The sequence below is a fragment of the Stenotrophomonas indicatrix genome, from assembly GCF_050573115.1.
GTDB classification, from domain to species: domain Bacteria; phylum Pseudomonadota; class Gammaproteobacteria; order Xanthomonadales; family Xanthomonadaceae; genus Stenotrophomonas; species Stenotrophomonas lactitubi_A.
In genome coordinates this window covers 102,039-124,488 of the sequence record NZ_JBNYZT010000008.1, presented here as the reverse complement: position 1 = coordinate 124,488, position 22,450 = coordinate 102,039, and the positions used below count along the sequence as shown (strand labels likewise).

Genomic DNA, 22,450 nt, shown 5'->3' with positions numbered 1-22,450 from the left:
GGGTTGACCGCACCCTACGCGCTCATGGCGGTGGCGACAATCGGCCGGACGTCACGGGGTGCGGATATAAGGCATCGGGGTTCTGCGATGGCGGATCCGGGTAGAAGCCTGCAACGACGCCTTTCGTCTCGCGCAGGACTCTTGCGTTGTCATGAAGATCAGCCGATCCGGTTGGCAGGCCCTCATGTTGGATCACCGGGGATGACCATAGATTCACCCGCGGGCAGGCCCGATGAATGCACTCCGAGGCCATGACGGTACGCCAGCCGGGCGCAGCCTGCTCGTTGAAACGATAGCCGTGCCCGTATGCGAATCTGGGCGGATCAAGTGCGGCGTTCCCGGGATCATGATCCGCTCCCAGCAAATGGCCGATCTCATGCGCAAGGGTGTGCTGGTCCAGGCATCTGCGCTCAACAGCGAGAAAGGCCGTTTCGCGGGTCGCCAATACCTGCTGGGCCAATCCGCATGCGGGAGCGCCCGAATGTGTATCGACGATCATCACCATTACGTCGGCTCGCTCACCCTCCCGCGCCACGTGCAGCAACCAGAGTGGTCCGTGCCTACCCTTTGCGATGTCATCGAGAGTCTGATCAAGCGTGGTTTCGCGGTATCCCGGAAGCGCGTTGGCCGCCGTCTGCAACTCCAGTTCAATACCGCTCGCTGCAAATCCGGCATTGGCCTCGATCACCGCAGCCCTGACCTGCTCGATGGCCGGATCCAGCCCGCCCACCAGCGGACCTGCCGCAAAGCCGTACGCAACCCGAATCACATCGCGCCCTTCGCCGCTCCCTCCGGCGGCGATTCCTGGAGGAAGGTCTGGAGCGGGCCGATCTGGTCGCCGGTCCCTTACATCGTCACGCTCGTCTCGTAGAGCGCGGCGCACATCGCGCTTTATCAGTCGATCACCGTCCAGCGTGTAATGCCAGAACCCATGGCTGAATCTCGCATGTGTTCCTGAAGCGTCCGACCAGATTCTCACGTACGTAGGCTGCCCAAGCTTCCTTTCAACATCCAGCGCTACGGACTTCACCTTGCCCACCCACTGCAGGCCTGAGATCGAGCGCACCTCTCGTTCGGCACCTTCGTCACCCGCAGGCCGGTAGATCACACTCTGCACGCTCTCGAACAGGGGTTCGGAAGGATCGCGGACAAGGTGAAGAACCATGTCGTGGAGATCGACGGTGATCTCATCAGCAGCCAAGGCGGCCTCATTCACGCGAACCCGGCGCACCCAGTCCACATCATCCCCTGCTCGGCGCTGTTGCTGCTCCGCTACAGCCAATGGCGCGTCCGAGAGCACCTCCACGAATGGTTCAGCAGCCATGCCGGGTGTGACCAACAGCAGCGCAAAGACTGTCAGCGCTACCACGCTCCTGATTGCAGACGTTCGCATTGCACGCTCCTTCCAGGATGAAGTGAAACGTTGCAGCCAGATCTACGCTGCAACGGATCAATCATTGGAGTGAGCCTGCGCCAGCATTCCGGGACGTCGTTCGCACTATCAATCCACGCTATCGAAGCAGCGAAGATTGAAGGCTGCGCCAATAGAGAACCGGCTCACCAGCGTCGTGCGGTGTCGGAATTGAGCGGTCTCTCCCGAGACGTGCTGAGCCGAGCCGGGGCTTGATCGGGAAGAGTGAATTCAACTGTGGCGGATCGCGACAGTCTCTGATTCCTCGGTCCGTCGTACAGTCACAACGCCAGCGTGAGCGGGCAATCACCCCGATCACGACACGCCTGCAGTTCGCATTCGCCGGCCGCTTCGGCATCATCCAGCGCGCTGAGGTCGAAAGTCTGCTTGTCTTCGGCCAGCACGTACATCACCGGGTAATCCCACACGTCGTCGCTGCGGGTGCCCTTCACGAACAACCGCCCGTGCGCATGCGGTCCTTCCAGCGCCACGGTCAGCCCGACATCGCGCTCGCCGTTGATGGCGGTCTGCATGCTGCCCAGTGGCAGCGTGCCGGCCTGCAGCGGTTCGCCGAATACCTGCACCAGTTCGACACTGCAGCCGGCGCGACGCATCGCCTCACGCATCGGCGCACTGTCGTGCGCGGCTTCGGTCCAACGCAATACGCTCCAGGCGATGGCACCGCCCAGTGCGATCAGGAACAGCAGCACCGCCAACGGCATCGCCCAGCGCCAATGCCGGCACCACCAGCCAGATCGCAGGTGGGAGGGAGCAGGAATCGGCGGTGGCAGGGTCATGGGCGGGCTCCTTCCCGGATGATGATCAAGGCTTCAGGCAACGTCCCAGGAAGGCTTCGGCAACGCGGTACCGATGCAGTGCGTCGGCACCGGACAGACCATGCTTGGCACCCGGATAGGTCATCAGTTCAAACGGCTGGCCACGCTTCTGCAGCGCGCTCATCAGGCTGGTCGAATTGGTGAACAGCACGTTGTCGTCGGCCATGCCGTGGATCAGCAGCAGCGGCGACCGCAGGCCCTCGATGTGGGTCAGCACGCGTGCTTCGCGGTAGCCGGCATCGTTGCGCGCCGGCAAGTCCATGTAGCGCTCGGTGTAGTGGCTGTCGTACAGGCCCCAATCGGTGACCGGTGCGCCGGCCACACCACAGGCGTAGCTGTCCGACGCCTTGGCCAGCAGCATCAGGGTCATGTAGCCGCCGTTGGACCAGCCCTGCACGCCGATGCGCGCCGGGTCCACCCACGGCTGCTGCTTCAGCCACGCCACGCCACGCAGCTGGTCGGCTACTTCCACCGTGCCCTGCTTGCCATACAGCGCGCCACCGAAGTCACGGCCACGGCGCGGGGTGCCACGGTTGTCCAGCGAGAACACCACATAGCCCTGCTGGGCCAGGTACTGGTTGAACAGATGGTCGCCACGGCCGGGCCAGCTGTCGGTGACGGTCTGGCTGGCCGGGCCGCCATACACGTACACCGCCACCGGGTAGCGCTTGGACGGATCGAAGCCGGCCGGCTTGATCACGCTGTAGTTCAGTGGCGTCTTGCCGTCGGCGGCAGTCAGCGTGCCGAATTCGACCGGGCGCTGCGCCTCGCGGTAGCGCGCATACGGATGCTTGGGATCGGCCAGATCGTTCTCGACCAGGGTGGCGATCTTCTCGCCATTGGCGCGGAACAGTTCGATCTGCGGCGGGGTGCTGTTGTTGGACCAGCTGTCCACGTACACGCTGGCGTTGCGCGCGAAACTGGCGCTGTGCATGCCCGGCGCCTTCGACAGGCGCTGCGGCTGGCCGCCCTGCAGCGGGACAGCGTAGATCTGGCTTTCGCGCGCCGATTCGATACCGGCGCGGAAGTACGCCAGGCCGGCCTTTTCATCGACCGCCAGCAGTTCATCGACCGACCAGTTGCCGTGGGTCAGCGCGGCGGCCTTGCCCTTGCTGTCGATGCGATACAGATGCTGAAAGCCGGTGCGCTCGGACGACCACAGGATGCTGCCGTCGTCGAGGAAACGCAGGCTGTTATGCAGCGGCACCCAGGTCGGGCTGGTTTCGTGGGCCAGCACACGCTGCTGGTTCGAGGCCAGGGTGACCTCCACCAGGTCCAGCTTCTTCTGGTCGCGCGACTGGCGCTGGAAACTCACGTGCTGCGGATCGCGCCAGTCGACGCGGGCCAGGTAGATGTCCTGCTCCTTGCCGAGGTCGATCCACTGCGTCTGCGCATGTTCCGTCGGCGAGATCACGCCCAGCTTCACCTGCACGTTGGCATCGCCCGCGGCCGGATAGCGCTGTTCGATCACATCGGTGCGGTCGGCATAGACTTCATAGCGCTTCTGCACCGGCACCGGGCTTTCGTCGATGCGGGCGTAGGCGATGGCCGAATCGTCCGGCGCCCACCAGTAACCGGTATGGCGGTCCATCTCCTCGTCGGCGACGAATTCGGCGATACCGTTGCCGATGGTCGTGCTGCCATCAGCGGTCAGCTGCATCTGCCTGCCGCTGGCCAGGTCGATCACCCACAGGTTGCGGCCGCGGATGAAGCTGACGAAGCCGCCCTTGGGCGACAGCTTGGCGTCGGTCGCAAAGCCTTCGCCGTGAGTCAACTGGCGCACTGCCGCCTTGCCTTCCTGCTTGAGGTCGTACAGGTACAGCTCGCCGCCCAGCGGGAACAGCAGGCGCTGTGCGTCCGGCGACCACTGGTAGTCGACGATGCCGGTCATCGCGGCGATGCGCTGGCGCTCGCGGCGGGCCTTTTCTTCGTCACTGAGGGTTTCGGTACCCGGCAGCACCACCTTCGAGTCCACCAGCAGGCGGGTCTGGCCGCTGCCGATGTCATAGCTCCACAGGTCCAGCTGGTTGCGGTCGCTGTCCTTGCCGCGCAGGAAGGTCACGCGCGAGCCGTCCGGCGCCACCTTCGGCTTCATCAGGGTCGGGCCGGACAGCGGCAGCGGGCCGGTGATGGCTTCCAGGGTGAGTTTTTCAGCGTGGGCGACGGTACTGGTGGCGAGCATGAGGGCGAGCGAGGCGAACAGATGGCGCATGGAGGATCCCGGCAAACGGCAGGTCCGTCACCGCGGCAGGCGCGGGACGGTCAGCCTCCATCCTAACCAAGCCGGTGCGGGAAGACAGCATGACCTTCTGCCCATGAGGTCTTCCCATGATGAGTGCCGACCAACGGTCGGCACCCACCGTGCCGGGTCAGCGCTTGCCGAACAGGTGCTTGCGCTCTTCGTCGCTGAGCGGCTTGCCAGCGTCCGGGTTCACCTGCGTGCGCAGCGCATAGGCGCGCTGGGTGGCCGGACGGGCGGCGATGGCCTGGTGCCAGCGCTTGAGGTGCGGGAAGGCGTCGAAGTCGGCCGGCAGCTTGTCGTAGGCGCCAACCCACGGGTAGCTGGCCATGTCGGCGATGGTGTAGTCCTCGCCGGCCAGGAAGGCGTGCTCGGCCAAGCGCTTGTCCATCACCCCGTGCAGGCGGCGCACTTCATTGTCGTAGCGCTCGATCGCGTACGGGATCTTCTCCGGCGCGTACACATTGAAATGGCCCATCTGCCCGCTCATCGGGCCCAGCCCGGCCATCTGCCAGAACAGCCATTCCAGGGTGGTGACGCGGCCACGCGGGTCGGCCGGCAGGAAGCGGCCGGTCTTCTCGGCCAGGTACAGCAGGATCGCGCCGGACTCGAACACGCTCTGCGGGGCGCCGCCGTCAGCCGGGGCGTGGTCGACGATGGCCGGCATCTTGTTGTTGGGGGAAATGGCCAGGAATTCCGGCTTGAACTGGTCTCCGGAGCCGATGTTGACCGGGTGGATGCGGTACTCCAGGCCGGCTTCTTCCAGCAGCAGGGTCACTTTGTGGCCGTTCGGGGTAGGCCAGTAATACAGGTCGATCATGGCGGCGGCTCTGGGGTACGGAAAGGAACCTGAAGTCTAGTGCGTGCGTTGGCTTGGCACCGTCATGGCGGGCCGGTAACCTCGCCTCTCCCCCGAAACGCAGCATCCTCCGCATGAGTGCAAACCGTCCGCTACTGTCCCCGCTGTCCAGCCTGATCTTCGCTACCCGCTGGCTGCAGCTGCCGCTGTACCTGGGTTTGATCGTTGCCCAGTGCGTTTACGTGTTCCTGTTCGGCAAGGAACTGTGGCACCTGATCTCGCACTCGGTGTCGATGGGCGAGCAGCAGATCATGCTGATCGTGCTGGGCCTGATCGACGTGGTGATGATCTCCAACCTGCTGGTGATGGTGATCGTCGGCGGCTATGAAACCTTCGTCTCGCGCCTGCGCCTGGAGGGCCACCCGGACCAGCCGGAATGGCTGAGCCACGTCAACGCCAGCGTGCTGAAGGTGAAGCTGGCGATGGCGATTATCGGCATCTCCTCGATCCACCTGTTGAAGACGTTCATTGCAGCCAGCCCGCTGGACGGCCTGCCGCTGTGCAAGCCGGAACAATGGGCGGCGGCGGCTTCGTCGGCATCGGCCAGCTTCTACAACGCCGGCCCCGATACCTGCACGACCCTGACCCCCGATGGCGTGCTGTGGCAGACCATCATCCACTGCGTGTTCATCCTGTCGGCGATCGGCATCGCCTGGACCGACAAGCTGATGTCCAACAGCCACAGCAAGGCTGCCGCGCACTGACGCCAACGCCGGCGGCGGCACGGTTGCCGCTGCCGGTCCCGCTCCCGGCCCTTGTACGCAAGGGTGGCCGGGATGCTAGATTGCACCCTCGCTGCAGGCGACGGTGACGCTGGGAAACGTCCCCCGCCACGCCCGGACCTTCGGTCCCGGCCATGCGTATCTACGTTTTTCGTAACGTCGTCTTCTTAGAGGGGAGCAGGATGTCGCACGTCGCAATGATCGCTGCCGCGCGCCGGTGGTTGCCGGTCGCTCTGGCATTGGCCCTGGCTGCCTGCTCGGGCAAGGAAGAAACACCGGCTCCGGCCGCGCAGGGTGCCGCCGCCCCCGTCGCTGCGGCGCCAGCCGCACCGACCGTGGCCGCCAAGGTGCAGTCGATGGGCACCGAACAGCTGCGCGAATCGGCCAGCCAGGCACTGCGCGAGAACCGCATGTACGCCCCGGCCGGCGACAACGCCATCGAGTATTACCTGGCACTGCGCGACAAGACGCCGGACGACGCCTCGGTGAAGAGCGCGCTGACCGACCTGCTGCCCTACACCCTGATCGCCGCCGAGCAGCACCTGGGCCGCGAAGATTTCGCCGAAGCGCAGCGGCTGGTCGCCCTGATCGAAAAGGTCGACGCCTCGGCCCCGGCCCTGCCGCGCCTGAAGGAAGGCCTGAGCAAGGGCGTACAGGTTGCAGCCAAGCGCACCGAAGACGAGACCGAGAAGGTCAAGAAGGACGCTGAAGACCGCACCAAGCAGCTGGCCGAGCAGCAGCGCCTGACCGAACAGCGCGCCAAGGAAGCCGAGGCGGCCAAGCAGATTGCCGCGCAGCAGGATGTTGCCCGTCGTGACAGCGAGCGCCAGGAAGCCGAGCGCCAGGCCGCCGCCCGCCGCGATGCCGAGCAGAAGCAGCAGCAGGCCGCGGCGCAGCAGGCCAACGCCGCCCGCCAGGCAGCGACCGCCGCCGCGCCAAGCCTGCGCCCGGTCAGCACACCGGCACCGCGTTACCCTGCCGATGCGCTGCGTTCGGGCACTTCCGGCGAAGTACTGGTGGAAATCACCGTCGGCACCGACGGCTCGGTGACCAATGCGCGCGTGCTGCGTGCGACGCCCTCGCGCGTCTTTGATCGCGAAGCACTCAACGCGGTCAAGCGCTGGCGCTTCGAGCCGGTCAATGCCCCGGTCACCACCCGCCGCACGCTGGTGTTCGCACCGGGCGGCTGATGCCCAAGGCGGTAGCGCCGGGCCGCGCCCGGCGGTTCTGGAGCAAGGCCCGGCATGTCCGGGCCTTGCCCGTTTCAGGCTGCGCCGTCGATCAACCGCTGCAGCGCCGGATCACGTGCGGCCAGCACCTGGAACAGACCCAGCGCGTGCAGCCCGGGCAGCAGACTGCGCAGATCGGCTTCGGCGGCGGCACGGGTGGCATCGTCACTGGCTGGGTCCTGCCAGTCGCGGACGCTGGCGAGGAAGGCACCGACACTGCCCTTGCGAACGGTGAGACCGTTCACCTGCACGTCGTTCTGGTGATCGGGAAGGATGTCCTGCGGTTGCATGGCGTGCTCCTGGGGAATGGACGACCAGTGTCGACGCTCGTTTCCGACAGTTCTGCCGTATAACTGCCAATCGATATGGCAAAGCAGACACCCCAGAGGCCTTTGATCGATCCTGCACTGGCTGATGCCAGAGAGGGACCGGCCCTGTTCGGCACGCAGCTGGCGATGCCGGGTGCGCGCCGCACCGCCCGCCACCAGCATGCGCGCGGGCAACTGCTGGGCGCCCACACGGGCCTGTTGCGGATCGAGGCGGGCGACATCCACTGGCTGCTTCCGGCCGGCCACGTGGCGTGGCTTCCGCCGCAGCACCCGCATGCGCTGTCCAGCATCGGCAGCTTCGATGGCTGGAGCCTGTACTTCAGCAGGGAAGCCTGCGCGGGCTTGCCCACCACACCACGCATCTTCCAGCCCAGCGACCTGCTGCAGGTAGCAGTGCCGCGGGCACTGCAGTGGTCCGGGCAGGCGTTGGATGCGGTGCAACAGCGCTTGGCCGGGGTGATCATCGATGAGATCGCCGCCGGCACGCCATTGCCGCTGGCCCTGCAGCAACCCAGCGACCGCCGCCTGCGCCGCATCGCGTCGGCCCTGGCGCGCGCGCCGCATGACACTCGCACCGTAGAGGACTGGGGCGCGGCGAGCGGCCTGTCCAGTCGCAGCCTCGCCCGCCGCTGGCAGGCCGAGACCAACATGACCCTGACCCACTGGCGACAGCGCCTGCGCGTGCTGCTGGCGCTGCCGCGATTGCTGGCCGGCGAACCGGTCACCACCGTCGCACTGTCATTGGGCTACGACACGCCCAGTGCCTTCATCGCGGTGTTCAAGCGCGAAATGGGAGTGACTCCGGCGCGGTATGGGGGAGGCTGACGTATTCAACACTCCCTTCGTACCTCTTCGCGACCTAAGCTGCTTGTCGATTTCAAGAGGAAGGCAGATGAAGTACGACGACGCCAGCTGGCATTCCGACGGGGATTTTCCCGCCGACCTTGCACCCGAGGCCGGTGCGACGCACATCGGCATGTACGTGGCTTGGTTGTTGCTGCAGGGTATGGCCGGAGAAGAACTGGTCGATGACATGAAGGACGAACTGCATGCCTTGACCCAGCGCACGATGACACCCGGTCAGTTCCTGCTGGTGTGCGACGGCAAGTTCCTGGACGACATGGTCAACGACGAGGCGAACGCTTTTACGCTGGAGTACTACCAGGCTGATGACTGTCTTTACCCGGATGACTACATCGAGCTGCTCGCAGATGACCTCCCTTCGATCTACCACGCGGCAGACACCTGGGAAAATTTTGATCGACTGGCGCCGGTGATTGCCCAGCGCTTCACCACCTGGCAGGCAGCACGCTCCTGAAAACAACGAGGCCCGGGATGACCGGGCCTCGTTCTGCATCCGCCGGGCATGGCCCGGCGCTACCGGTTACGCTCAGCCGGAAATCGCCAGCCGTTCGTTGTGGTAGCGGCGCACCGCAGCGAACCACAGCACTGCGGCCAGGCCAAGGCTTGCGCCGAGGTAGACCGCCCAGATGGTCGGGCTGATCGCCTCGTGGCGGATCACCTTCAGCAGCATCTGGTTCTGCGACAAGAACGGCACCGCGTACTGCCACAGCTCGCTCTTCACCGGGTAGGCCATCAGCGCGTAGCCGGGCAGCATCGGCAGCAGCACCAGCCAGGTCATGTGGCTCTGCGCCTCCTTCATGCTCTTGGCGGCGGCCGAGAGGAAGGTCAGCAGCGAGGTGCCGATCAGCAGCATCGGCACCATCACCAGCAGCATCTGCAGCATCGAGCCGATGTTCATGTTGAGCTGCCGGCCGACATTGCCGGGCGCGATCTGCGCACTGGCCTTGAACGCGATCAACGTCAGCAGCAACGAGGCGAAGCCGACCACGCAGGCGGCGGCGATCTTGCCGCTGACGATGGCACTGCGCGAACCCGGGGTCGCCAGCAGCGGCTCCAGCGATTGCCGCTCACGCTCACCGGCGGTGGCATCCATCACCAGGTACGCGCCACCGATGAACGAGGTCAGTGTCAGCAGCACCGGCAGCAGCATCGACAGCATCATGCCGCGCTTGGCCTCGGCACTGGCCATGTCCTGCGTGGCCACATCCAGCGGCCGCGCGACCTGTGCGTCGACGCCACGTGCCATCAACCGCAGCGCACCGACCTGGCCGTTGTAGGTCGCCAGGGCCGCCTGCAGGCGGGCGCTGGGTACCTCGGCGGCGCGCCGGGTACTGTCACGGATCACCTCCACCAGCGCGGGCTTGCCATCGGCCCAGTCCTTGCCGAAATCGGGGCTGATACGCAGGGCCACGTCGATCTCCTGCGAGCGGATCGCCTCGGCCAGATCCTTCGGTGCTGGAGTAGTGTTCAGCCCCTGCGCCGCCAGGAAACGCACCAGGTTCGGCGCATTCTCGGCACCGATGGTCGGGATCTGCAGCGGCTGTTCGATCTGGATACGCACGCGGCTTTCGGCCAGCTTGCCCATGCCCAGGATCAGCAGTGGGTACAGCAAGGGACCAAACAGCAGGGTCAGCAGCAGGGTGCGGCGGTCACGCGAGAGGTCGCGCAGTTCCTTGCGCATCACCGTCATCATGGTCGACATCATGCTCATGCGTGCAGGCCCTCTTCGCTGCCGATCAGTTTCACGAACGCATCTTCCAGGTTGGGTTCGCCGGACTGCGCACGCAGTTCATCGGCACTGCCTGCGGCCATCACCGTGCCCTTGGCGATGATTACGATGTGGTCACACAGCGCACCGACCTCCTGCATGATGTGGCTGGACAGGATCACGCAGCGCCCTTCCTCGCGCAGGCCCAGCAGGAAGCGGCGAAGTGCGCGGGTGGTCATCACGTCCAGGCCGTTGGTGGGCTCGTCGAGGATCACGTTGCGCGGGTCGTGCACCAGCGCACGGGCAATGGCGGTCTTGGTGCGCTGGCCCTGCGAAAAGCCATCGGTCTGGCGATCGAGGATGTCAGCCATGTCCAGCGCATGCGACAGCACTTCGATGCGTTCGCGGATGCGCGACGCGGACAGGCCATGCAGCTCGCCGAAGTAGGCGATGTTCTCGCGCGCGGTCAGCCGCTTGTAGACGCCACGCGCGTCGGGCAGTACGCCGAGATGGCGACGTACTTCCACCGGATTGCGGGCGGCATCGATGCCATCGACGGTGATGCTGCCTTCATCCGGCGTCATCAGCGTGTATAGCATGCGCATGGTGGTGGTCTTGCCGGCGCCGTTCGGCCCGAGCAGTCCGGTAATGCGCCCATCCTCGGCGCGGAAGCCGACATCGGCCACCGCCTGGATACGGCCGGTGCGGGTATTGAAGGCCTTGTGCAGGTTGTCGGCGACGATCATGGGGCCCATCCGTTGAACGAGGTGAACGCCGGCACGTAGCTCAGCGTGTCCAGGCAGCTGGCATCCAGCGCCTTGGCATCGGTGGTGTCGATGAACTGGCCGAGCAGGCGCGGCATGCAACCGGCGGCCAGGGTGCCGTGGCCTTGCCCGCGGGCAACCAGCGCACGTCCCTTCGGCAGCCCCTTGAGCACCTGTTCGGCGTAACGCGGCGGCGTCACCGGGTCCAGCTCGCCGGACAGCAGCAGCACCGGCAGATCGCTGCGCAGTGGCACTGCAGCATCAGCCGGCGCCGGCTGGTGCGGCCACACCGGGCAGGCGGCAAAGAACGCACGCGCCGCTTCCGGTCCGAACAACGCATCTCCGCTTTCCGCCGGCGCCTGGTAGCGCGGTGCATCTTCGCTGCAGATCACCGACCACTGCATGCCGCGGTTGATCTGGAAATCCATGCTGCGGGTCGCACCGCGTACCAGCGAGGCCAGTGGTGCATAGCGGCCCTGGGCGGCTTCATCCAGCACCAGCGGCAGCAGCGAGGAGTACTGCGGCACGTAGGAGAAAGCGAACGCCAAGCCGACCACGCTGTCCGGGGTCAACACATCCTTGCGCGGCGCATTCGTGCCCGGATCGCGGTACTCGACGGTAACCGGCGTGCGGCGCAGGGTGTCCGCGACGCTGCGCAGCTGTGCGCGGGTGTCGACCGGGAAGCGCTTGCTGCAAGCAACATCCTTGCGGCACTGCGCCGACTGCAGCGTAATGGCGTTGTCGAAGGTATTGGCGAACTCACCCCCTACCACCAGATCGTTCGGTACCACGCCATCGATCACGATGCTGCGGGTGTGCTGCGGATAGGCAGCCGCGTAGCGCTGGGCAACGCGGGTACCGTACGAGCCACCGACCAGATTGAGCGTGTCGGCGCCCAGCGCTTGGCGCACCGCGTCCAGATCGGCGATGGCCTCAGTGGTCGTATAGAAGCGCGGGTCGGCACGGCCCTTCAGCGACGCAGCGCAGCGTTCCGCGTACTCGCGCAGCAGCACTTCGCTGGGCGCAGCGTCTTCATCCATCGGCAGCTCCTTGCCGTCCGCGCCCAGGCAGTTGAGCGGATTGGAGCCGCCGGTGCCGCGCTGGTCGATCAGGAAGACGTCGCGCTGCTTGCGCACCTGGCGCAGTGCCATATCGACGATGACAGCCACCTCGCTGGCCGCCTGGCCGGGGCCGCCGGCCAGGAAGAACACCGGGTCTGGCAGGCCCGAACCGCTGTTGCCCGACTCCAGCCAGGCCACGCGGAGGTCGATCCTGCGACCCTCCGGCTTGCTCCGGTCCTCCGGCACCTGGAACGTGGCGCACTGCGCCTCGACGTTGTCGTTGGCGCCTTCGGTGGCCAGCGTACAGGGGCGGAAATCGATCTGGCCGTAGCGGCGGCTGGGCGTATCGTCTGCGCCGTCGGTGCCTGCCTGCGGCGGTGCGCTGCAGCCGGCAATCAGCATGCTGGCCAGCAACCCGGCCCGCGCGAAATGGTGTCGTTGCATCGTGCGTGATTCCCCTGGGAATGTTCCTGTCCACCACGACGGTGTGCCGCGGCAGATGTGACCAAACAGATGTGACCCAACTTACACGCGCCGGGCGCTGGCGGCGACAGGTGGATGTCCTAGGCCGGCGTCGGCACCGCCACCAGGCGGTTGCGGCCCTCGGCCTTTGCCCTGTAAAGAGCGGTGTCGGCCAGCGCGATCAAGCCGGAAAGATCGGTCCGGCCATCGTCCAGCACCAGCCCGATGCTGGCGGTCACCGCCACCGGACCGGTATCGAGCAGGGCTGGACGTTGCTGCAGCCCGTGGCGGATCGCGTCGGCCAGCGCTGTCGCCTCATTGCCGTTGCTGCCTGGCAGCAGCAACAGGAACTCCTCGCCCCCATAGCGGCTGAGCAGATGCACGCGGCCGATCGCGCAGCGCTGCAGCACCCCGGTGAAATGCTGCAGCACGTGGTCACCCGCCAGATGACCCCAGCGGTCGTTGACCTGTTTGAAATGATCCACATCCAGCAGCAGCACTGCCAACGGCGTAGCGTGCCGGCGCCCCTGTTCCAGCTGCAGCTGCCCATCCGCCAGCACCGCGCTGCGATTGAGCAGGCCGGTGAGGCCATCGATCCGCGCAGCCCGGCGCAGTTCCACCAGCATGCGTTCGACCAGCAGCAGCACCAGCGCGAAGCAACGGGCCAACTCCAGCATCACCCCGGCCAAGTAGGTCACGAACATCGGCGTGCCGGTGCGCATGATGTCCTCACCTGCGCCGGCAGCCACGGGCAGGAACAGGCGCACCACGTACAGCAGGCCCTCGGCGAGGAATACCGCAGCGGCCAGCCTGCAGCTGGTGCGCTGCTGTGGCGGGGCATGGCGCAGCAGCAGCCAGGCGATCCAGCCGTCGATGATCGCAGCGAACACACTGAATACATGCAGGCGCACCAGCAGGTTCGGCCACGGCACCAGGAACAGGAAGATGCCGGCCATGAACGCGGCCACCAGCAACAGTGGTCGCCATGCCGGCAGGGGTTGGCCCAGATGCAGGGCCATGCCCCGCAGCAGCAGCACCGCGCAGGCGGCCATCGCCGCGTTGCCGGCCAGAATCGCCGGCACCTGCGGCAGGTAGGGACGCAGCGCCAGCAGGGTCACCCCCAGGGTCAGGGCCCACAGGCTGAGCGTCCACAGCCGCAACACCGGTTGCCCGCGCAGTACCACCAGCAGCAACGAGAACCCCAGCGCGATGCCCACGCAGAGCAGGAAGCCAAGCACGGCGACGGTGGGAAAATCCAGGGACATGCGGCGCTGCAGGAAGGGCGGCGCGCGCATCTTAGCGCCTTGCGGCGGCCGCACGGACCGTTGCACCTGGGCAGGGCCAGGCGCGCCATCGAATCCGGTGGCGGAAAATGGCGAGCACGCGGTCCGTGGCACCGACAGAATGCGCGGAAAACCGGGAGACACTCCATGCATGCGTGGCAACTCAGTGGCATCGACCACCAGCCGTTCGAAGCGCTTTTCGAAACCAGCGACGACGCCTTGGCCGCACAGGGAATCGTGCGGCGGCGCGCCGGCGACAGCGGCGGCTTCCCCTGCAGGGTCAGCCTGACTGACGCGCCCGCGGGTGCGGAACTGCTTCTGCTGCCTTACAGACACCTGGCCACGCATTCGCCTTACCGCGCCTCGGGTCCGATCTTCGTGCAGCGCGGTGCGACCCGCTGCGTGCTGCCGGCAGGCGTGGTACCCGCCTACGTGCACCGTCGGCTGATCTCGGTGCGCGCCTATGACAGCGCGGACTTCATGCTGAGCGGCCTGGTCTGCCAGGGCACCGAGGTTGCCGCGCACCTGGACCGGTTGTTCGCCGATGCGACGGTGGCCTTCGTACAACTGCACAACGCAGGGCATGGATGCTTTTCGTGCCAGGTGGATCGGGCAGGCAATCAACAGTCATGACGGTGCGCGCGAACGTGATCGCCGCCGCGCTGCAGGCGTGACCGCCAGCGTATCCGTTCAGCGTGGCGTGAAGCCTGCGGGAAGGGCTTCACACACGTAGTCACGGATCGGCGTTGACGTGGTTTCCCACTGTGCACGGCAGCTCGATACTCGCGGCGGTACCGCTCATCGTCCGTCGCGCGGCTCAGCGCGGGTGCTGCGGTCACCGCTCCCTTCGACGACCACAAGGATGCGCCATGTCTCTGCGATACACCCCATTGCTGTTGGCTACCGTCTTCGTTGGCGCCGGTGTTGGCGTTGCCGGCAACGCGGCCGCACACGGCACGATGATCACCCCGGTCAGCCGCGTCTATGCCTGCTTCCAGAGCAACCCGGAGAACCCCACCAACCCGGCGTGTGCGGCAGCCAAGGCAGTGGCCGGCTCGCAGGCGTTCTACGACTGGAACGGCATCAACCAGGCCAACGCCAACGGCAACCACCAGGCCGTGGTGCCCGACGGCAAGCTGTGCAGCGGCAACAACCCGACCTTCCGCGGCCTGGACCTGGAGCGCAGCGACTGGCAGACCACGCCGATCCAGCCCGATGCGAACGGCAAGTTCACCTTCGTGTTCAAGGCCACCGCCCCGCATGCCACGCGTGACTGGAAGTTCTTCGTCACCCGCGCCGGTTGGCAGCCGGGCAGCCCACTGCGCTGGGCCGACCTGCAGGAATTCTGTTCGCTGGGCAATACGCCGCTGTCGGCCGATGGCACCTACAAGCTGCAGTGCACGCTGCCGCAGCGCAGCGGCCAGCATGTGATCTACAACACCTGGCAGCGCTCGGATTCGACCGAAGCGTTCTACACCTGCATGGATGTGCGCTTTGAGGGCGGCGGCGGTACCACGCCGGTGCCGCAGTGGCAGGATGCCGGGCCGGTCACCGCGCGTACCGAGCTGCCCGTGGGCACCACGTTGGCATTGCGGGTGTTCAATGCCAACGGCAACGACGTGGAACGTGTGGAAGCAACGCTGGCCGCAGGCCAGACCACGCCGGCGCAGTGGCCGTTGGCGCTGGCCCGCAAGGTCAATGCCAGTGCCCAGCATGCGCGCGTCGGCGTGCTCAGCAACGGCGCGATCACGCCGGCCTCCTCGGCCACCGACAACCGCGTGTACCTGAGGGACGGCAACCGCTTCCAGCTGGACACGAAGGTGCCAGACCCGGGCACGCCGTCCCCCGGCGGTGACTTCGACCACGTATACCCCGCCGGCATCGGCAGTTACGTGCCGGGCCAGACCGTGGTGAAGGGCAGCGATGGCAAGCTGTATGCCTGCCGCCCGTTCCCGGAAGGTGCATGGTGCAACGTCAATGCTGAGGCATATCGGCCTGGTGCGGGTGCCGCCTGGCGCGATGCGTGGGTGCCCTACTGAGATGTCATTCGGGGAACGGCGGAAGAACGCCGTTCCCCGAACAATGTGAGCTTCATCTCAGCAAAGTAAGCGCACCTTCCCCTTTCAAACTATTCCTATAGCGACCAGGGGAACGCGTGTCGAAACTCCGCGGGGTTCCATCACCCACAGGAGATTCTCCATGCATTTGTCCCAGCGGGCCGTCCTCGCGCTATCCGTTGTCGCGGGTGTAGCCGTATCTGGCGGCGCTTTCGCACACGGCACTCTGTCCAAGCCATCCAGCCGCGTCTATTCCTGTTACCAGGGCAACCCCGAGAACCCGACCAACCCGGCCTGTGCCGCCGCCAAGGCCATCGGTGGCGCACAGCCGTTCTATGACTGGGCCGGCATCAACCAGGCCAACGCCAACGGCAACCATCAAGCGGTTGTTCCAGATGGTGAGCTGTGCAGCGGCGGCAACAGCAAGTACCGCGGCCTCGATCTGAACCGCAGTGACTGGCCGACCTCGCCGATCCGCGCCGATTCGCGCGGGCGTTACACCTTCGAGTTCAAGGCACCGGCGCCGCATGCCACACGCGAGTGGAAGTTCTACGTCACCCGCGACGGTTGGCAACCGGGCAGCCCGCTGCGCTGGGCGGACCTGCAGGAGTTCTGCACGCTGGGCAACGTGCCGCTTTCCGGCGACGTCTACAAGCTGGACTGCCCGCTGCCCGAGCGCAGCGGCCAGCACATCATCTACAACACCTGGCAGCGCTCGGATTCGGGCGAAGCGTTCTACACCTGCGCGGACGTGCGCTTCGAGGGGGGCGGTGGCGTGACCCCGCCGCCGCAGTGGCAGGATGCTGGTCCGGTGACCGCCCGCGGTGCGCTGGACGTTGGCACCACCGTGACCCTGCGCGTGTTCAATGCCCAGGGCAACGACCTGGAACGCCCGGAGATCACCCTGGCAGCCGGACAGACCGCTGCGAACCAGTGGCCGCTGGCGCTGGCCCGCAAGGTCAATGGCAGCGCCCAACAGGCACGCGTGGGCGTGATGAAGGATGGCGTGATCACGCCCGTCGTCTCGGCCACCGAGAACCGTGTCTATCTGAGGCCGGGCAACCTGTTCCAGCTCGATACCCGCTTGCCGGGTCCGGTCGATCCGCCGCCGGGTGACGACTACGACTTCGTGTATCCGGCCGGTATCGGCAGCTACAAGCCGGGCGAGACCGTGGTCAAGGGCACCGACGGCAAGCTGTACGCCTGCCGCCCGTTCCCGGAAGGCGCCTGGTGCAACATCAATGCAGAGGCGTACCGGCCGGGCGTGGGTTCGGCCTGGCGCGATGCCTGGGTGCCGTACTGAAGCGGGGCGCCGGGGCGGTGTGATGCCGCCTCCGGTGTGCGGGATTGCCGGCCAGCGGCCGGCACTACCCGGGTTCGTGGGGTTGCCGGCCAGCGGCCGGCACTACCCGGGTTCGTGGGATTGCCGGCCAGCGGCCGGCACTACCCGGGTTCGTGGGATTGCCGGCCAGCGGCCGGCACTACTTGCTGCTGACGTACTTCTCGCGGCGGATCTGCGGATTGCCCAGGCCGGCTGCCTTCAATGCTTCGGCGCAGGCATCGACCATGTCCGGGTTGCCGCACAGGTAGGCGATGTCGGTGGCCGGGTCCGGCGTGAATTCCGCCAGCGCCTGCTGCACGTAGCCATGGTGTACGTCCGGGTGCGGCTCGGACGGCAGTTCCCGCGACAGGCACGGCACATAACGGAAGTTCGGCTGCTTTTCGGCGAAGCTGTAGAAATCGTCGCTGTACAGCAGCTCCCCCGGGCTGCGTGCGCCCTGCAGCAGGACCACCTGCACACCGCGCTCGACCATCGCCGTCGCCAGCAACGGCAACATCGAGCGGTACGGGGTGACGCCGGTACCGGTGGCGATCAGCAGGTAGCGGCCATTGTGGTCGCCGGGGTTCAGGCAGAACCGGCCGTAGGGGCCGGACGCGCTGACCTGGCCGCCGATGTCCAGCGCCTCGAACAGCGCCGTGGCGGCGCCACCGGGGACGAAGCTGACCGCGATATCCACCGCCTCGCCCGGGCCCAGCGCGTGGTCGTGGATGGTCGCCAGCGAATAGCTGCGCTTGGTTTCAGTGCCATCGGCATAGCTGAAATGGACCTGGATGAACTGGCCGGGCTGGAAATCCAGCGGCTGGCCGTCGTCACGCACGAACTGGTAATGGCCGATGGAGGGCGCCAGCATGCGGCGGTCGACCAGTTTGATGGGGAATTGGACAGGCACGACTTTTCGGGACAGTGTGTAGCCGGGGCAAGCCCTCGGGGTCTTCTATAATAGACCTTCCCCGCCCCTCTCCAGCGCCAGCCCATGGGCGCGAAGGCTTCGAGCTTGGCTTCCCAGAACGATACGGCGCCCGCCCTGCGCGTGCGCGACCTGCGTAAAACCTATGACAACGGCACCCAGGCCCTGAAAGGGGTCTCGCTGGAAGTGGCCCCGGGCGACTTCTTCGCCCTGCTGGGCCCGAACGGCGCCGGCAAGTCCACCCTGATCGGCATCATCAGCTCCCTGGTCAACCTCAGCGAGGGCCAGGTGGAAGTATTCGGCAGCGACCTGGTGCGCAACCGCAGCGCCACCATGCGCCTGATCGGGCTGGTGCCGCAGGAGATCAACTTCAACCTGTTCGAGAAGCCCTTCGACATCCTGGTGAACTACGCCGGCTTCTACGGCGTGCCGCGCGCGGAAGCCGAGCAGATGGCCGAGGTCGAGCTCAAGCGCGCCCACCTGTGGGAGAAGGCGCAGGTGATGAGCCGCACCCTGTCCGGCGGCATGAAGCGCCGGCTGATGATCGCCCGCGCGATGATGACCCGGCCACGCCTGCTGATCCTGGACGAACCGACCGCGGGCGTGGACATCGAGATCCGTCGCGACATGTGGCGGGTGCTGAAGGAGATCAACGCCGCCGGCACCACGATCATCCTCACCACCCACTACCTGGAAGAGGCCGAGCACCTGTGCCGCAACCTGGCCATCATCGACCATGGCCAGATCGTCACCCAGGGCCCGATGCGCGAACTGCTGGCCAAGCTTGATGTGGAAGGCTTCCTGCTGGATATCGACGGCGCCCTGCCCGCCCAGCTGCCGGTGATCGAGGGCGCGACCCTGATCGCCACCGACGGCCATACGCTGGACATCGACATGCCGCGTGCGATGGATCTGAACCGCGTGTTCGAGGCACTGAACGCGGCGGGCATCCGCGTGCGCTCGATGCGTACCAAGAGCAACCGCCTGGAGGAACTGTTCGTGCGCCTCACCGGCAACCAGGAGACATCCGCATGAGCAGCACCCCGACCCCGGTCCTGACCGACGGCCAGCGCAACCGCATCGCACTGATGACCATCGTGCGCCGCGAAGTCGCCCGCATCATGCGCATCTGGGGCCAGACCCTGGTGCCGCCGGCGATCACCATGACCCTGTACTTCCTGATCTTCGGCGGCCTGATCGGTTCGCGCGTGGGCGACATGGGCGGCTACACCTACATGCAGTTCATCGTGCCGGGCCTGGTGATGATGAGCGTGATCCAGAACAGTTACGGCAACATCAGTTCGTCGTTCTTCGGCGCCAAGTTCGGCCGCCACGTGGAAGAACTGCTGGTCAGCCCGATGCCGAACTGGGTGATCCTGTGGGGCTATGTATCCGGCGCAGTGCTGCGCGGGCTGATGGTCGGCGTGATCGTGTTGATCATCGCGATGTTCTTCACCCCGGTGCGGATTCCGCATCCACTGGTGACGCTGACCACGGTGATCCTGGGCGCGACGATCTTCTCGCTGGCCGGCTTCATCAACGCGGTGTATGCGAAGAAGTTCGATGACGTGGCGATCGTGCCGACCTTCATCCTGACCCCGCTGACCTATCTGGGCGGTGTGTTCTATTCGGTGAAGCTGCTGCCGCCATGGGCGGAGGCGGCCACGCACGCGAACCCGATCTTCTACATGGTCAACGCGTTCCGCTACGGCCTGCTGGGCAGCAGCGATGTGCCGGTGGTGGTGGCGTATGCGCTGATGATCGGTTTCGTGGTGGTGCTGACGGCGCTGGCGCTGTGGTTGTTGAAGCGTGGCGTAGGCATGCGCAGCTGAGGATGCCCTGCAGGGCCTGCGGCCCTGCACCCGCGGGTAGTGCCGGCCGCTGCCCGGCAACAGCAACGTCAACGTCAAAGGCGAGCTATCCGTGGGTTGGCGGGGTGGTGTCGGGTTGTGGGTACGCCGCAAGTACGTCCTTGTAGGCTTGGCCGCGCCATCCATGGCGCGGACACCCCGCAACCCGACACCACCCCGCCTTCGACAGTTTCCCGCTACTGCTGGAACGGCGGTCTGTGCTGCTGTTGGTGGGTGTCGACCTTGGTCGACACAGTAGATCCACGCCATGCGTGGATGGCTGGAGATCATGTAGAGCCGAGCCAATGCTCGGCTCTTTTTGTTTGCGATCTGATGGATATGGATCCACCGGAAAGATGATCACGAGAAACGAGCGGAGCGACCCGCTGTTGCTTTTGATTTTCTTCTTTGTTTTCCGTGGTGGACGCACTCGGAAACTGTCGGGGGTCGGGCGGGATGGGCTCGCGGGGGTGTCCGCGCCATGGATGGCGCGGCCAAGCCTCCATGGACGGATTCACGGCGTCCCCCGCGAGTCCATCCCGCCCGACCCAAACACGGCTTGTGCTTCAAACCACCACGAGGGGCTCCGCCGTTGGCCGCAAACTCCGGCACAATCACTGTAGTGAATCCCCCAACTGCAGTGAGCGTGCAATGCGTATCCTGATCCTCGGCGCCGGCGGTACCGGCGGTTACTTCGGTGGTCGCCTGGCCCAGGCGGGCGTGGACGTGACCTTCCTCGTGCGCCCTGCCCGCGCCGCGCAACTGGATCGCGATGGCCTGGTGCTGCGCAGCCCGGTGGGTGACGCCACGTTCCCGGTGCAGCACGTGACCGCTGACGCGCTGGCGACGCTGGCTGCGGGCAAGCCGTTCGATCTGGTGATCCTCAGCTGCAAGGCCTACGACCTGGACAGCTCCATCGATGCCATCGCACCGGCCGTGGGCGCGAACACCTCCGTGCTGCCGATCCTCAACGGCCTGCATCATTACAACGCGCTCGACGCGCGCTTCGGTCGCGAGGCAGTGCTCGGTGGGCTGTGCTTCATCAGTGCGACCAAGGCGCCTGATGGTGCCGTGCTGCACCTGGGCAAGCCGGCCAAGCTGACCTTCGGCGAACGCGATGGCGGCGCGGTCTCCGCGCGCGTGCAGGCATTCGCTGCAGCCTGCGCACAGGCGAATCTCGATCATCTGGCCAGCGAACACATCGGCCAGGAACAGTGGATCAAGTACACGTTCCTCACCGCGCTGGCGGCGGCCACCTGCCTGCTGCGTGCGGACATCGGCACCATCGTGGCCACCGACGACGGCGACGCCATCGTGCGCGGCCTGTACGATGAATGCCTGGCGGTGGCCGAAGCTGCGGGCGAACCGGTGCCGGAGGCTGCGCAGGACACCGCGCGCGGCACATTGACCCAGGCGGGTTCGGCGTTGAAGGCGTCGATGCTGCGCGACCTGGAAGCAGGCCAGCAGGTGGAGGCGGCTCAGATCGTCGGCGACATGCTGGCGCGTGCACGCACGGCCGGCCAGGAGGCGCTGCTGCTGCAGGTAGCCTACAGCAGTCTGCAGGCCTATCAGGCCCAGCGCGCGAGCTGAGCCGATGAACATGCCTGGCCCGTTGCCGAAGCGGGTACTGATCCTCGGCATGGGCTGGAGTGCGCGCGTGTTGGCTGCGCACCTTCAGGCCCAAGGCGTGCAGGTGGAAGGCACGGTGCGCGATCCGGCGTCGGCACCTGACGATGGCCTGCAGCGTCATCAGCTGCAGGCCGACGCTGCGCTCTCACCCGCACTGCTCGATGCAATCGTGCACGCCGACGCGGTGCTGTGCAGCGTGCCACCCGATGCCGAGGGCGACCCGGCGCTGCGCCTGCTGCATGCCGCGTTGCGTGACAGCGTTTCCTTGCGCTGGCTTGGCTACCTGTCGTCGACCTCGGTCTATGGCGACCGCGACGGTGGTTGGATCGACGAGAGCAGCGTTGTCGATGCCACAGAACCCGTGGGCATGCAGCGTCAACTCGCCGAAACGCAATGGCGTGCGCTGGTGGAGGCACGCGGCATCGCCTCGGCCGTGTTCCGACTGCCGGGCCTCTATGGGCCCGGGCGTAATGCGCTGCTGCAGCTGACGCAGGGCCGCGCGCGGCACGTGGTGCGGCCGGGGCTCGTGTTCAATCGTCTGCATGTCGAGGACATGGCAACCGTGGTGATCGCCGCGATGCGGCGCCCCATGGCCAATGCGCTGTATCTGCCGAGTGATGACGAACCGGCGCCGTCGCAGGAGGTACTGGCCTTCGCGGCGCAGCTGGGGGGTTTTGCCATGCCGCCCGCAGTGGCCTGGGATGATCCATCGCTCAGCGCGACATTGCGGCGCTTCTATCAGAGCAACAAGCGCATCGACAGCCGGGGCACGCGCGAAGCGCTGGAGTGGACGCCGCGGTTTCCGACGTACCGGGAAGGGCTGACGGATCTTGCCGCCTCGCTCGCCGGGCATGGCCCGGCGCTACCGGATCCGGGCGTTCCCGGCTGACGGGTAGTG

The 22,450-nt window shown here is 66.3% G+C and carries 21 protein-coding genes; 11 read left to right on the top strand and 10 right to left on the bottom strand.

Annotation, left to right across the window (positions count from 1 at the left end):
- Positions 1–22 precede the first annotated feature (22 nt).
- The 4 genes from ACQ5SA_RS17865 to ACQ5SA_RS17850 form a co-directional block, all read right to left on the bottom strand.
- The gene (locus ACQ5SA_RS17865) at positions 23–1,393 is read right to left on the bottom strand and encodes a M12 family metallo-peptidase (RefSeq protein ID WP_499315347.1); all 1,371 of its coding nucleotides are present in this window, start codon (positions 1,391–1,393) and stop codon (positions 23–25) included.
- A 299-nt stretch (positions 1,394–1,692) separates the two neighbouring features.
- A complete protein-coding gene (locus ACQ5SA_RS17860) occupies positions 1,693–2,208 on the bottom strand; it encodes a cytochrome c oxidase assembly factor Coa1 family protein (RefSeq protein WP_230112887.1) in 516 nt (171 codons plus the stop codon).
- A gap of 25 nt (positions 2,209–2,233) precedes the next feature.
- Entirely contained in the window at positions 2,234–4,459 is a 2,226-nt protein-coding gene (locus ACQ5SA_RS17855) for a S9 family peptidase (RefSeq protein ID WP_499315340.1), read from the bottom strand.
- Between the two features lie 157 nt (positions 4,460–4,616).
- Positions 4,617–5,306 (bottom strand): glutathione binding-like protein, encoded by a 690-nt coding sequence (locus ACQ5SA_RS17850; protein ID WP_251474249.1) that lies wholly within the window; start codon positions 5,304–5,306, stop codon positions 4,617–4,619.
- A 113-nt stretch (positions 5,307–5,419) separates the two neighbouring features.
- Between ACQ5SA_RS17850 and ACQ5SA_RS17845 the strand changes: the two genes are divergently transcribed.
- Complete coding sequence (locus ACQ5SA_RS17845; RefSeq protein ID WP_089237670.1) at positions 5,420–6,049, top strand: TIGR00645 family protein; 630 nt, start codon at positions 5,420–5,422, stop codon at positions 6,047–6,049.
- Positions 6,050–6,249: 200 nt separating this feature from the next.
- Positions 6,250–7,257, top strand: coding sequence for an energy transducer TonB (locus ACQ5SA_RS17840; protein ID WP_499315334.1), 1,008 nt, complete (start codon positions 6,250–6,252; stop codon positions 7,255–7,257).
- Between the two features lie 74 nt (positions 7,258–7,331).
- Here ACQ5SA_RS17840 and ACQ5SA_RS17835 read toward each other — a convergent pair whose 3' ends face one another.
- The gene (locus tag ACQ5SA_RS17835) at positions 7,332–7,586 is read right to left on the bottom strand and encodes a hypothetical protein (protein WP_230112882.1); all 255 of its coding nucleotides are present in this window, start codon (positions 7,584–7,586) and stop codon (positions 7,332–7,334) included.
- A 75-nt stretch (positions 7,587–7,661) separates the two neighbouring features.
- Between ACQ5SA_RS17835 and ACQ5SA_RS17830 the strand changes: the two genes are divergently transcribed.
- Both ACQ5SA_RS17830 and ACQ5SA_RS17825 read left to right on the top strand, forming a co-directional pair.
- Entirely contained in the window at positions 7,662–8,450 is a 789-nt protein-coding gene (locus ACQ5SA_RS17830; RefSeq protein WP_499315332.1) for an AraC family transcriptional regulator, read from the top strand.
- A 67-nt stretch (positions 8,451–8,517) separates the two neighbouring features.
- A complete protein-coding gene (locus ACQ5SA_RS17825) occupies positions 8,518–8,943 on the top strand; it encodes a DUF7832 domain-containing protein (protein ID WP_394196686.1) in 426 nt (141 codons plus the stop codon).
- Positions 8,944–9,015: 72 nt separating this feature from the next.
- On the opposite strand, the gene ACQ5SA_RS17820 is transcribed toward ACQ5SA_RS17825, so the two are convergent.
- The 4 genes from ACQ5SA_RS17820 to ACQ5SA_RS17805 all read right to left on the bottom strand — a co-directional run bounded on the left by ACQ5SA_RS17820 (position 9,016) and on the right by ACQ5SA_RS17805 (position 13,779).
- Positions 9,016–10,200, bottom strand: a complete 1,185-nt coding sequence (locus ACQ5SA_RS17820) for an ABC transporter permease (RefSeq protein ID WP_230112880.1) — start codon at positions 10,198–10,200, stop codon at positions 9,016–9,018.
- A complete protein-coding gene (locus tag ACQ5SA_RS17815) occupies positions 10,197–10,943 on the bottom strand; it encodes an ABC transporter ATP-binding protein (protein WP_100553960.1) in 747 nt (248 codons plus the stop codon). The genes ACQ5SA_RS17820 and ACQ5SA_RS17815 overlap by 4 nt, the downstream gene beginning before the upstream one ends.
- Positions 10,940–12,466, bottom strand: coding sequence for an alpha/beta fold hydrolase (locus tag ACQ5SA_RS17810; protein ID WP_499315328.1), 1,527 nt, complete (start codon positions 12,464–12,466; stop codon positions 10,940–10,942). The genes ACQ5SA_RS17815 and ACQ5SA_RS17810 overlap by 4 nt, the downstream gene beginning before the upstream one ends.
- Positions 12,467–12,585: 119 nt before the next feature.
- Complete coding sequence (locus ACQ5SA_RS17805) at positions 12,586–13,779, bottom strand: GGDEF domain-containing protein (RefSeq protein WP_499315326.1); 1,194 nt, start codon at positions 13,777–13,779, stop codon at positions 12,586–12,588.
- Positions 13,780–13,914: 135 nt separating this feature from the next.
- On the opposite strand from ACQ5SA_RS17805, the gene ACQ5SA_RS17800 reads away from it, so the two are divergent.
- From ACQ5SA_RS17800 to ACQ5SA_RS17790, 3 genes are all read left to right on the top strand, one after another.
- Positions 13,915–14,400, top strand: coding sequence for a DUF1203 domain-containing protein (locus ACQ5SA_RS17800; protein ID WP_353101527.1), 486 nt, complete (start codon positions 13,915–13,917; stop codon positions 14,398–14,400).
- Positions 14,401–14,636: 236 nt separating this feature from the next.
- Positions 14,637–15,806, top strand: coding sequence for a lytic polysaccharide monooxygenase (locus ACQ5SA_RS17795; RefSeq protein ID WP_499315324.1), 1,170 nt, complete (start codon positions 14,637–14,639; stop codon positions 15,804–15,806).
- A gap of 160 nt (positions 15,807–15,966) precedes the next feature.
- Positions 15,967–17,127, top strand: coding sequence for a lytic polysaccharide monooxygenase (locus ACQ5SA_RS17790; RefSeq protein WP_312108580.1), 1,161 nt, complete (start codon positions 15,967–15,969; stop codon positions 17,125–17,127).
- A 178-nt stretch (positions 17,128–17,305) separates the two neighbouring features.
- Here the strand turns inward: ACQ5SA_RS17790 and ACQ5SA_RS17785 are convergent, their stop codons facing one another.
- Entirely contained in the window at positions 17,306–18,055 is a 750-nt protein-coding gene (locus tag ACQ5SA_RS17785; protein WP_312786359.1) for a ferredoxin--NADP reductase, read from the bottom strand.
- An 84-nt stretch (positions 18,056–18,139) separates the two neighbouring features.
- On the opposite strand from ACQ5SA_RS17785, the gene ACQ5SA_RS17780 reads away from it, so the two are divergent.
- From ACQ5SA_RS17780 to ACQ5SA_RS17765, 4 genes are all read left to right on the top strand, one after another.
- Positions 18,140–19,108, top strand: a complete 969-nt coding sequence (locus tag ACQ5SA_RS17780) for an ABC transporter ATP-binding protein (protein ID WP_312786358.1) — start codon at positions 18,140–18,142, stop codon at positions 19,106–19,108.
- Complete coding sequence (locus ACQ5SA_RS17775; protein ID WP_165378408.1) at positions 19,105–19,905, top strand: ABC transporter permease; 801 nt, start codon at positions 19,105–19,107, stop codon at positions 19,903–19,905. Before ACQ5SA_RS17780 ends, ACQ5SA_RS17775 begins: the two co-directional genes overlap by 4 nt.
- A 669-nt stretch (positions 19,906–20,574) precedes the next feature.
- Complete coding sequence (gene panE, locus ACQ5SA_RS17770; RefSeq protein WP_499315320.1) at positions 20,575–21,513, top strand: 2-dehydropantoate 2-reductase; 939 nt, start codon at positions 20,575–20,577, stop codon at positions 21,511–21,513.
- Between the two features lie 10 nt (positions 21,514–21,523).
- Positions 21,524–22,441, top strand: a complete 918-nt coding sequence (locus ACQ5SA_RS17765) for an NAD-dependent epimerase/dehydratase family protein (RefSeq protein ID WP_499315500.1) — start codon at positions 21,524–21,526, stop codon at positions 22,439–22,441.
- The last annotated feature ends 9 nt before the right edge of the window (positions 22,442–22,450 follow it).

What these genes read in the sequence shown, in the direction of transcription:
- ACQ5SA_RS17845 (WP_089237670.1), top strand. Translation starts at nt 5,420, where the DNA reads ATGAGTGCAAACCGTCCGCTACTGTCCCCGCTGTCCAGCCTGATCTTC.
- ACQ5SA_RS17830 (WP_499315332.1), top strand. Translation starts at nt 7,662, where the DNA reads ATGGCAAAGCAGACACCCCAGAGGCCTTTGATCGATCCTGCACTGGCT.
- ACQ5SA_RS17825 (WP_394196686.1), top strand. Translation starts at nt 8,518, where the DNA reads ATGAAGTACGACGACGCCAGCTGGCATTCCGACGGGGATTTTCCCGCC.
- ACQ5SA_RS17800 (WP_353101527.1), top strand. Translation starts at nt 13,915, where the DNA reads ATGCATGCGTGGCAACTCAGTGGCATCGACCACCAGCCGTTCGAAGCG.
- ACQ5SA_RS17780 (WP_312786358.1), top strand. Translation starts at nt 18,140, where the DNA reads ATGGGCGCGAAGGCTTCGAGCTTGGCTTCCCAGAACGATACGGCGCCC.
- ACQ5SA_RS17865 (WP_499315347.1), bottom strand. Translation starts at nt 1,393, where the DNA reads ATGCGAACGTCTGCAATCAGGAGCGTGGTAGCGCTGACAGTCTTTGCG.
- panE (WP_499315320.1), top strand. Translation starts at nt 20,575, where the DNA reads ATGCGTATCCTGATCCTCGGCGCCGGCGGTACCGGCGGTTACTTCGGT.
- ACQ5SA_RS17815 (WP_100553960.1), bottom strand. Translation starts at nt 10,943, where the DNA reads ATGATCGTCGCCGACAACCTGCACAAGGCCTTCAATACCCGCACCGGC.
- ACQ5SA_RS17805 (WP_499315326.1), bottom strand. Translation starts at nt 13,779, where the DNA reads ATGCGCGCGCCGCCCTTCCTGCAGCGCCGCATGTCCCTGGATTTTCCC.
- ACQ5SA_RS17765 (WP_499315500.1), top strand. Translation starts at nt 21,524, where the DNA reads ATGCCTGGCCCGTTGCCGAAGCGGGTACTGATCCTCGGCATGGGCTGG.
- ACQ5SA_RS17795 (WP_499315324.1), top strand. Translation starts at nt 14,637, where the DNA reads ATGTCTCTGCGATACACCCCATTGCTGTTGGCTACCGTCTTCGTTGGC.
- ACQ5SA_RS17840 (WP_499315334.1), top strand. Translation starts at nt 6,250, where the DNA reads ATGTCGCACGTCGCAATGATCGCTGCCGCGCGCCGGTGGTTGCCGGTC.
- ACQ5SA_RS17820 (WP_230112880.1), bottom strand. Translation starts at nt 10,200, where the DNA reads ATGAGCATGATGTCGACCATGATGACGGTGATGCGCAAGGAACTGCGC.
- ACQ5SA_RS17860 (WP_230112887.1), bottom strand. Translation starts at nt 2,208, where the DNA reads ATGACCCTGCCACCGCCGATTCCTGCTCCCTCCCACCTGCGATCTGGC.
- ACQ5SA_RS17775 (WP_165378408.1), top strand. Translation starts at nt 19,105, where the DNA reads ATGAGCAGCACCCCGACCCCGGTCCTGACCGACGGCCAGCGCAACCGC.
- ACQ5SA_RS17810 (WP_499315328.1), bottom strand. Translation starts at nt 12,466, where the DNA reads ATGCAACGACACCATTTCGCGCGGGCCGGGTTGCTGGCCAGCATGCTG.
- ACQ5SA_RS17850 (WP_251474249.1), bottom strand. Translation starts at nt 5,306, where the DNA reads ATGATCGACCTGTATTACTGGCCTACCCCGAACGGCCACAAAGTGACC.
- ACQ5SA_RS17835 (WP_230112882.1), bottom strand. Translation starts at nt 7,586, where the DNA reads ATGCAACCGCAGGACATCCTTCCCGATCACCAGAACGACGTGCAGGTG.
- ACQ5SA_RS17855 (WP_499315340.1), bottom strand. Translation starts at nt 4,459, where the DNA reads ATGCGCCATCTGTTCGCCTCGCTCGCCCTCATGCTCGCCACCAGTACC.
- ACQ5SA_RS17790 (WP_312108580.1), top strand. Translation starts at nt 15,967, where the DNA reads ATGCATTTGTCCCAGCGGGCCGTCCTCGCGCTATCCGTTGTCGCGGGT.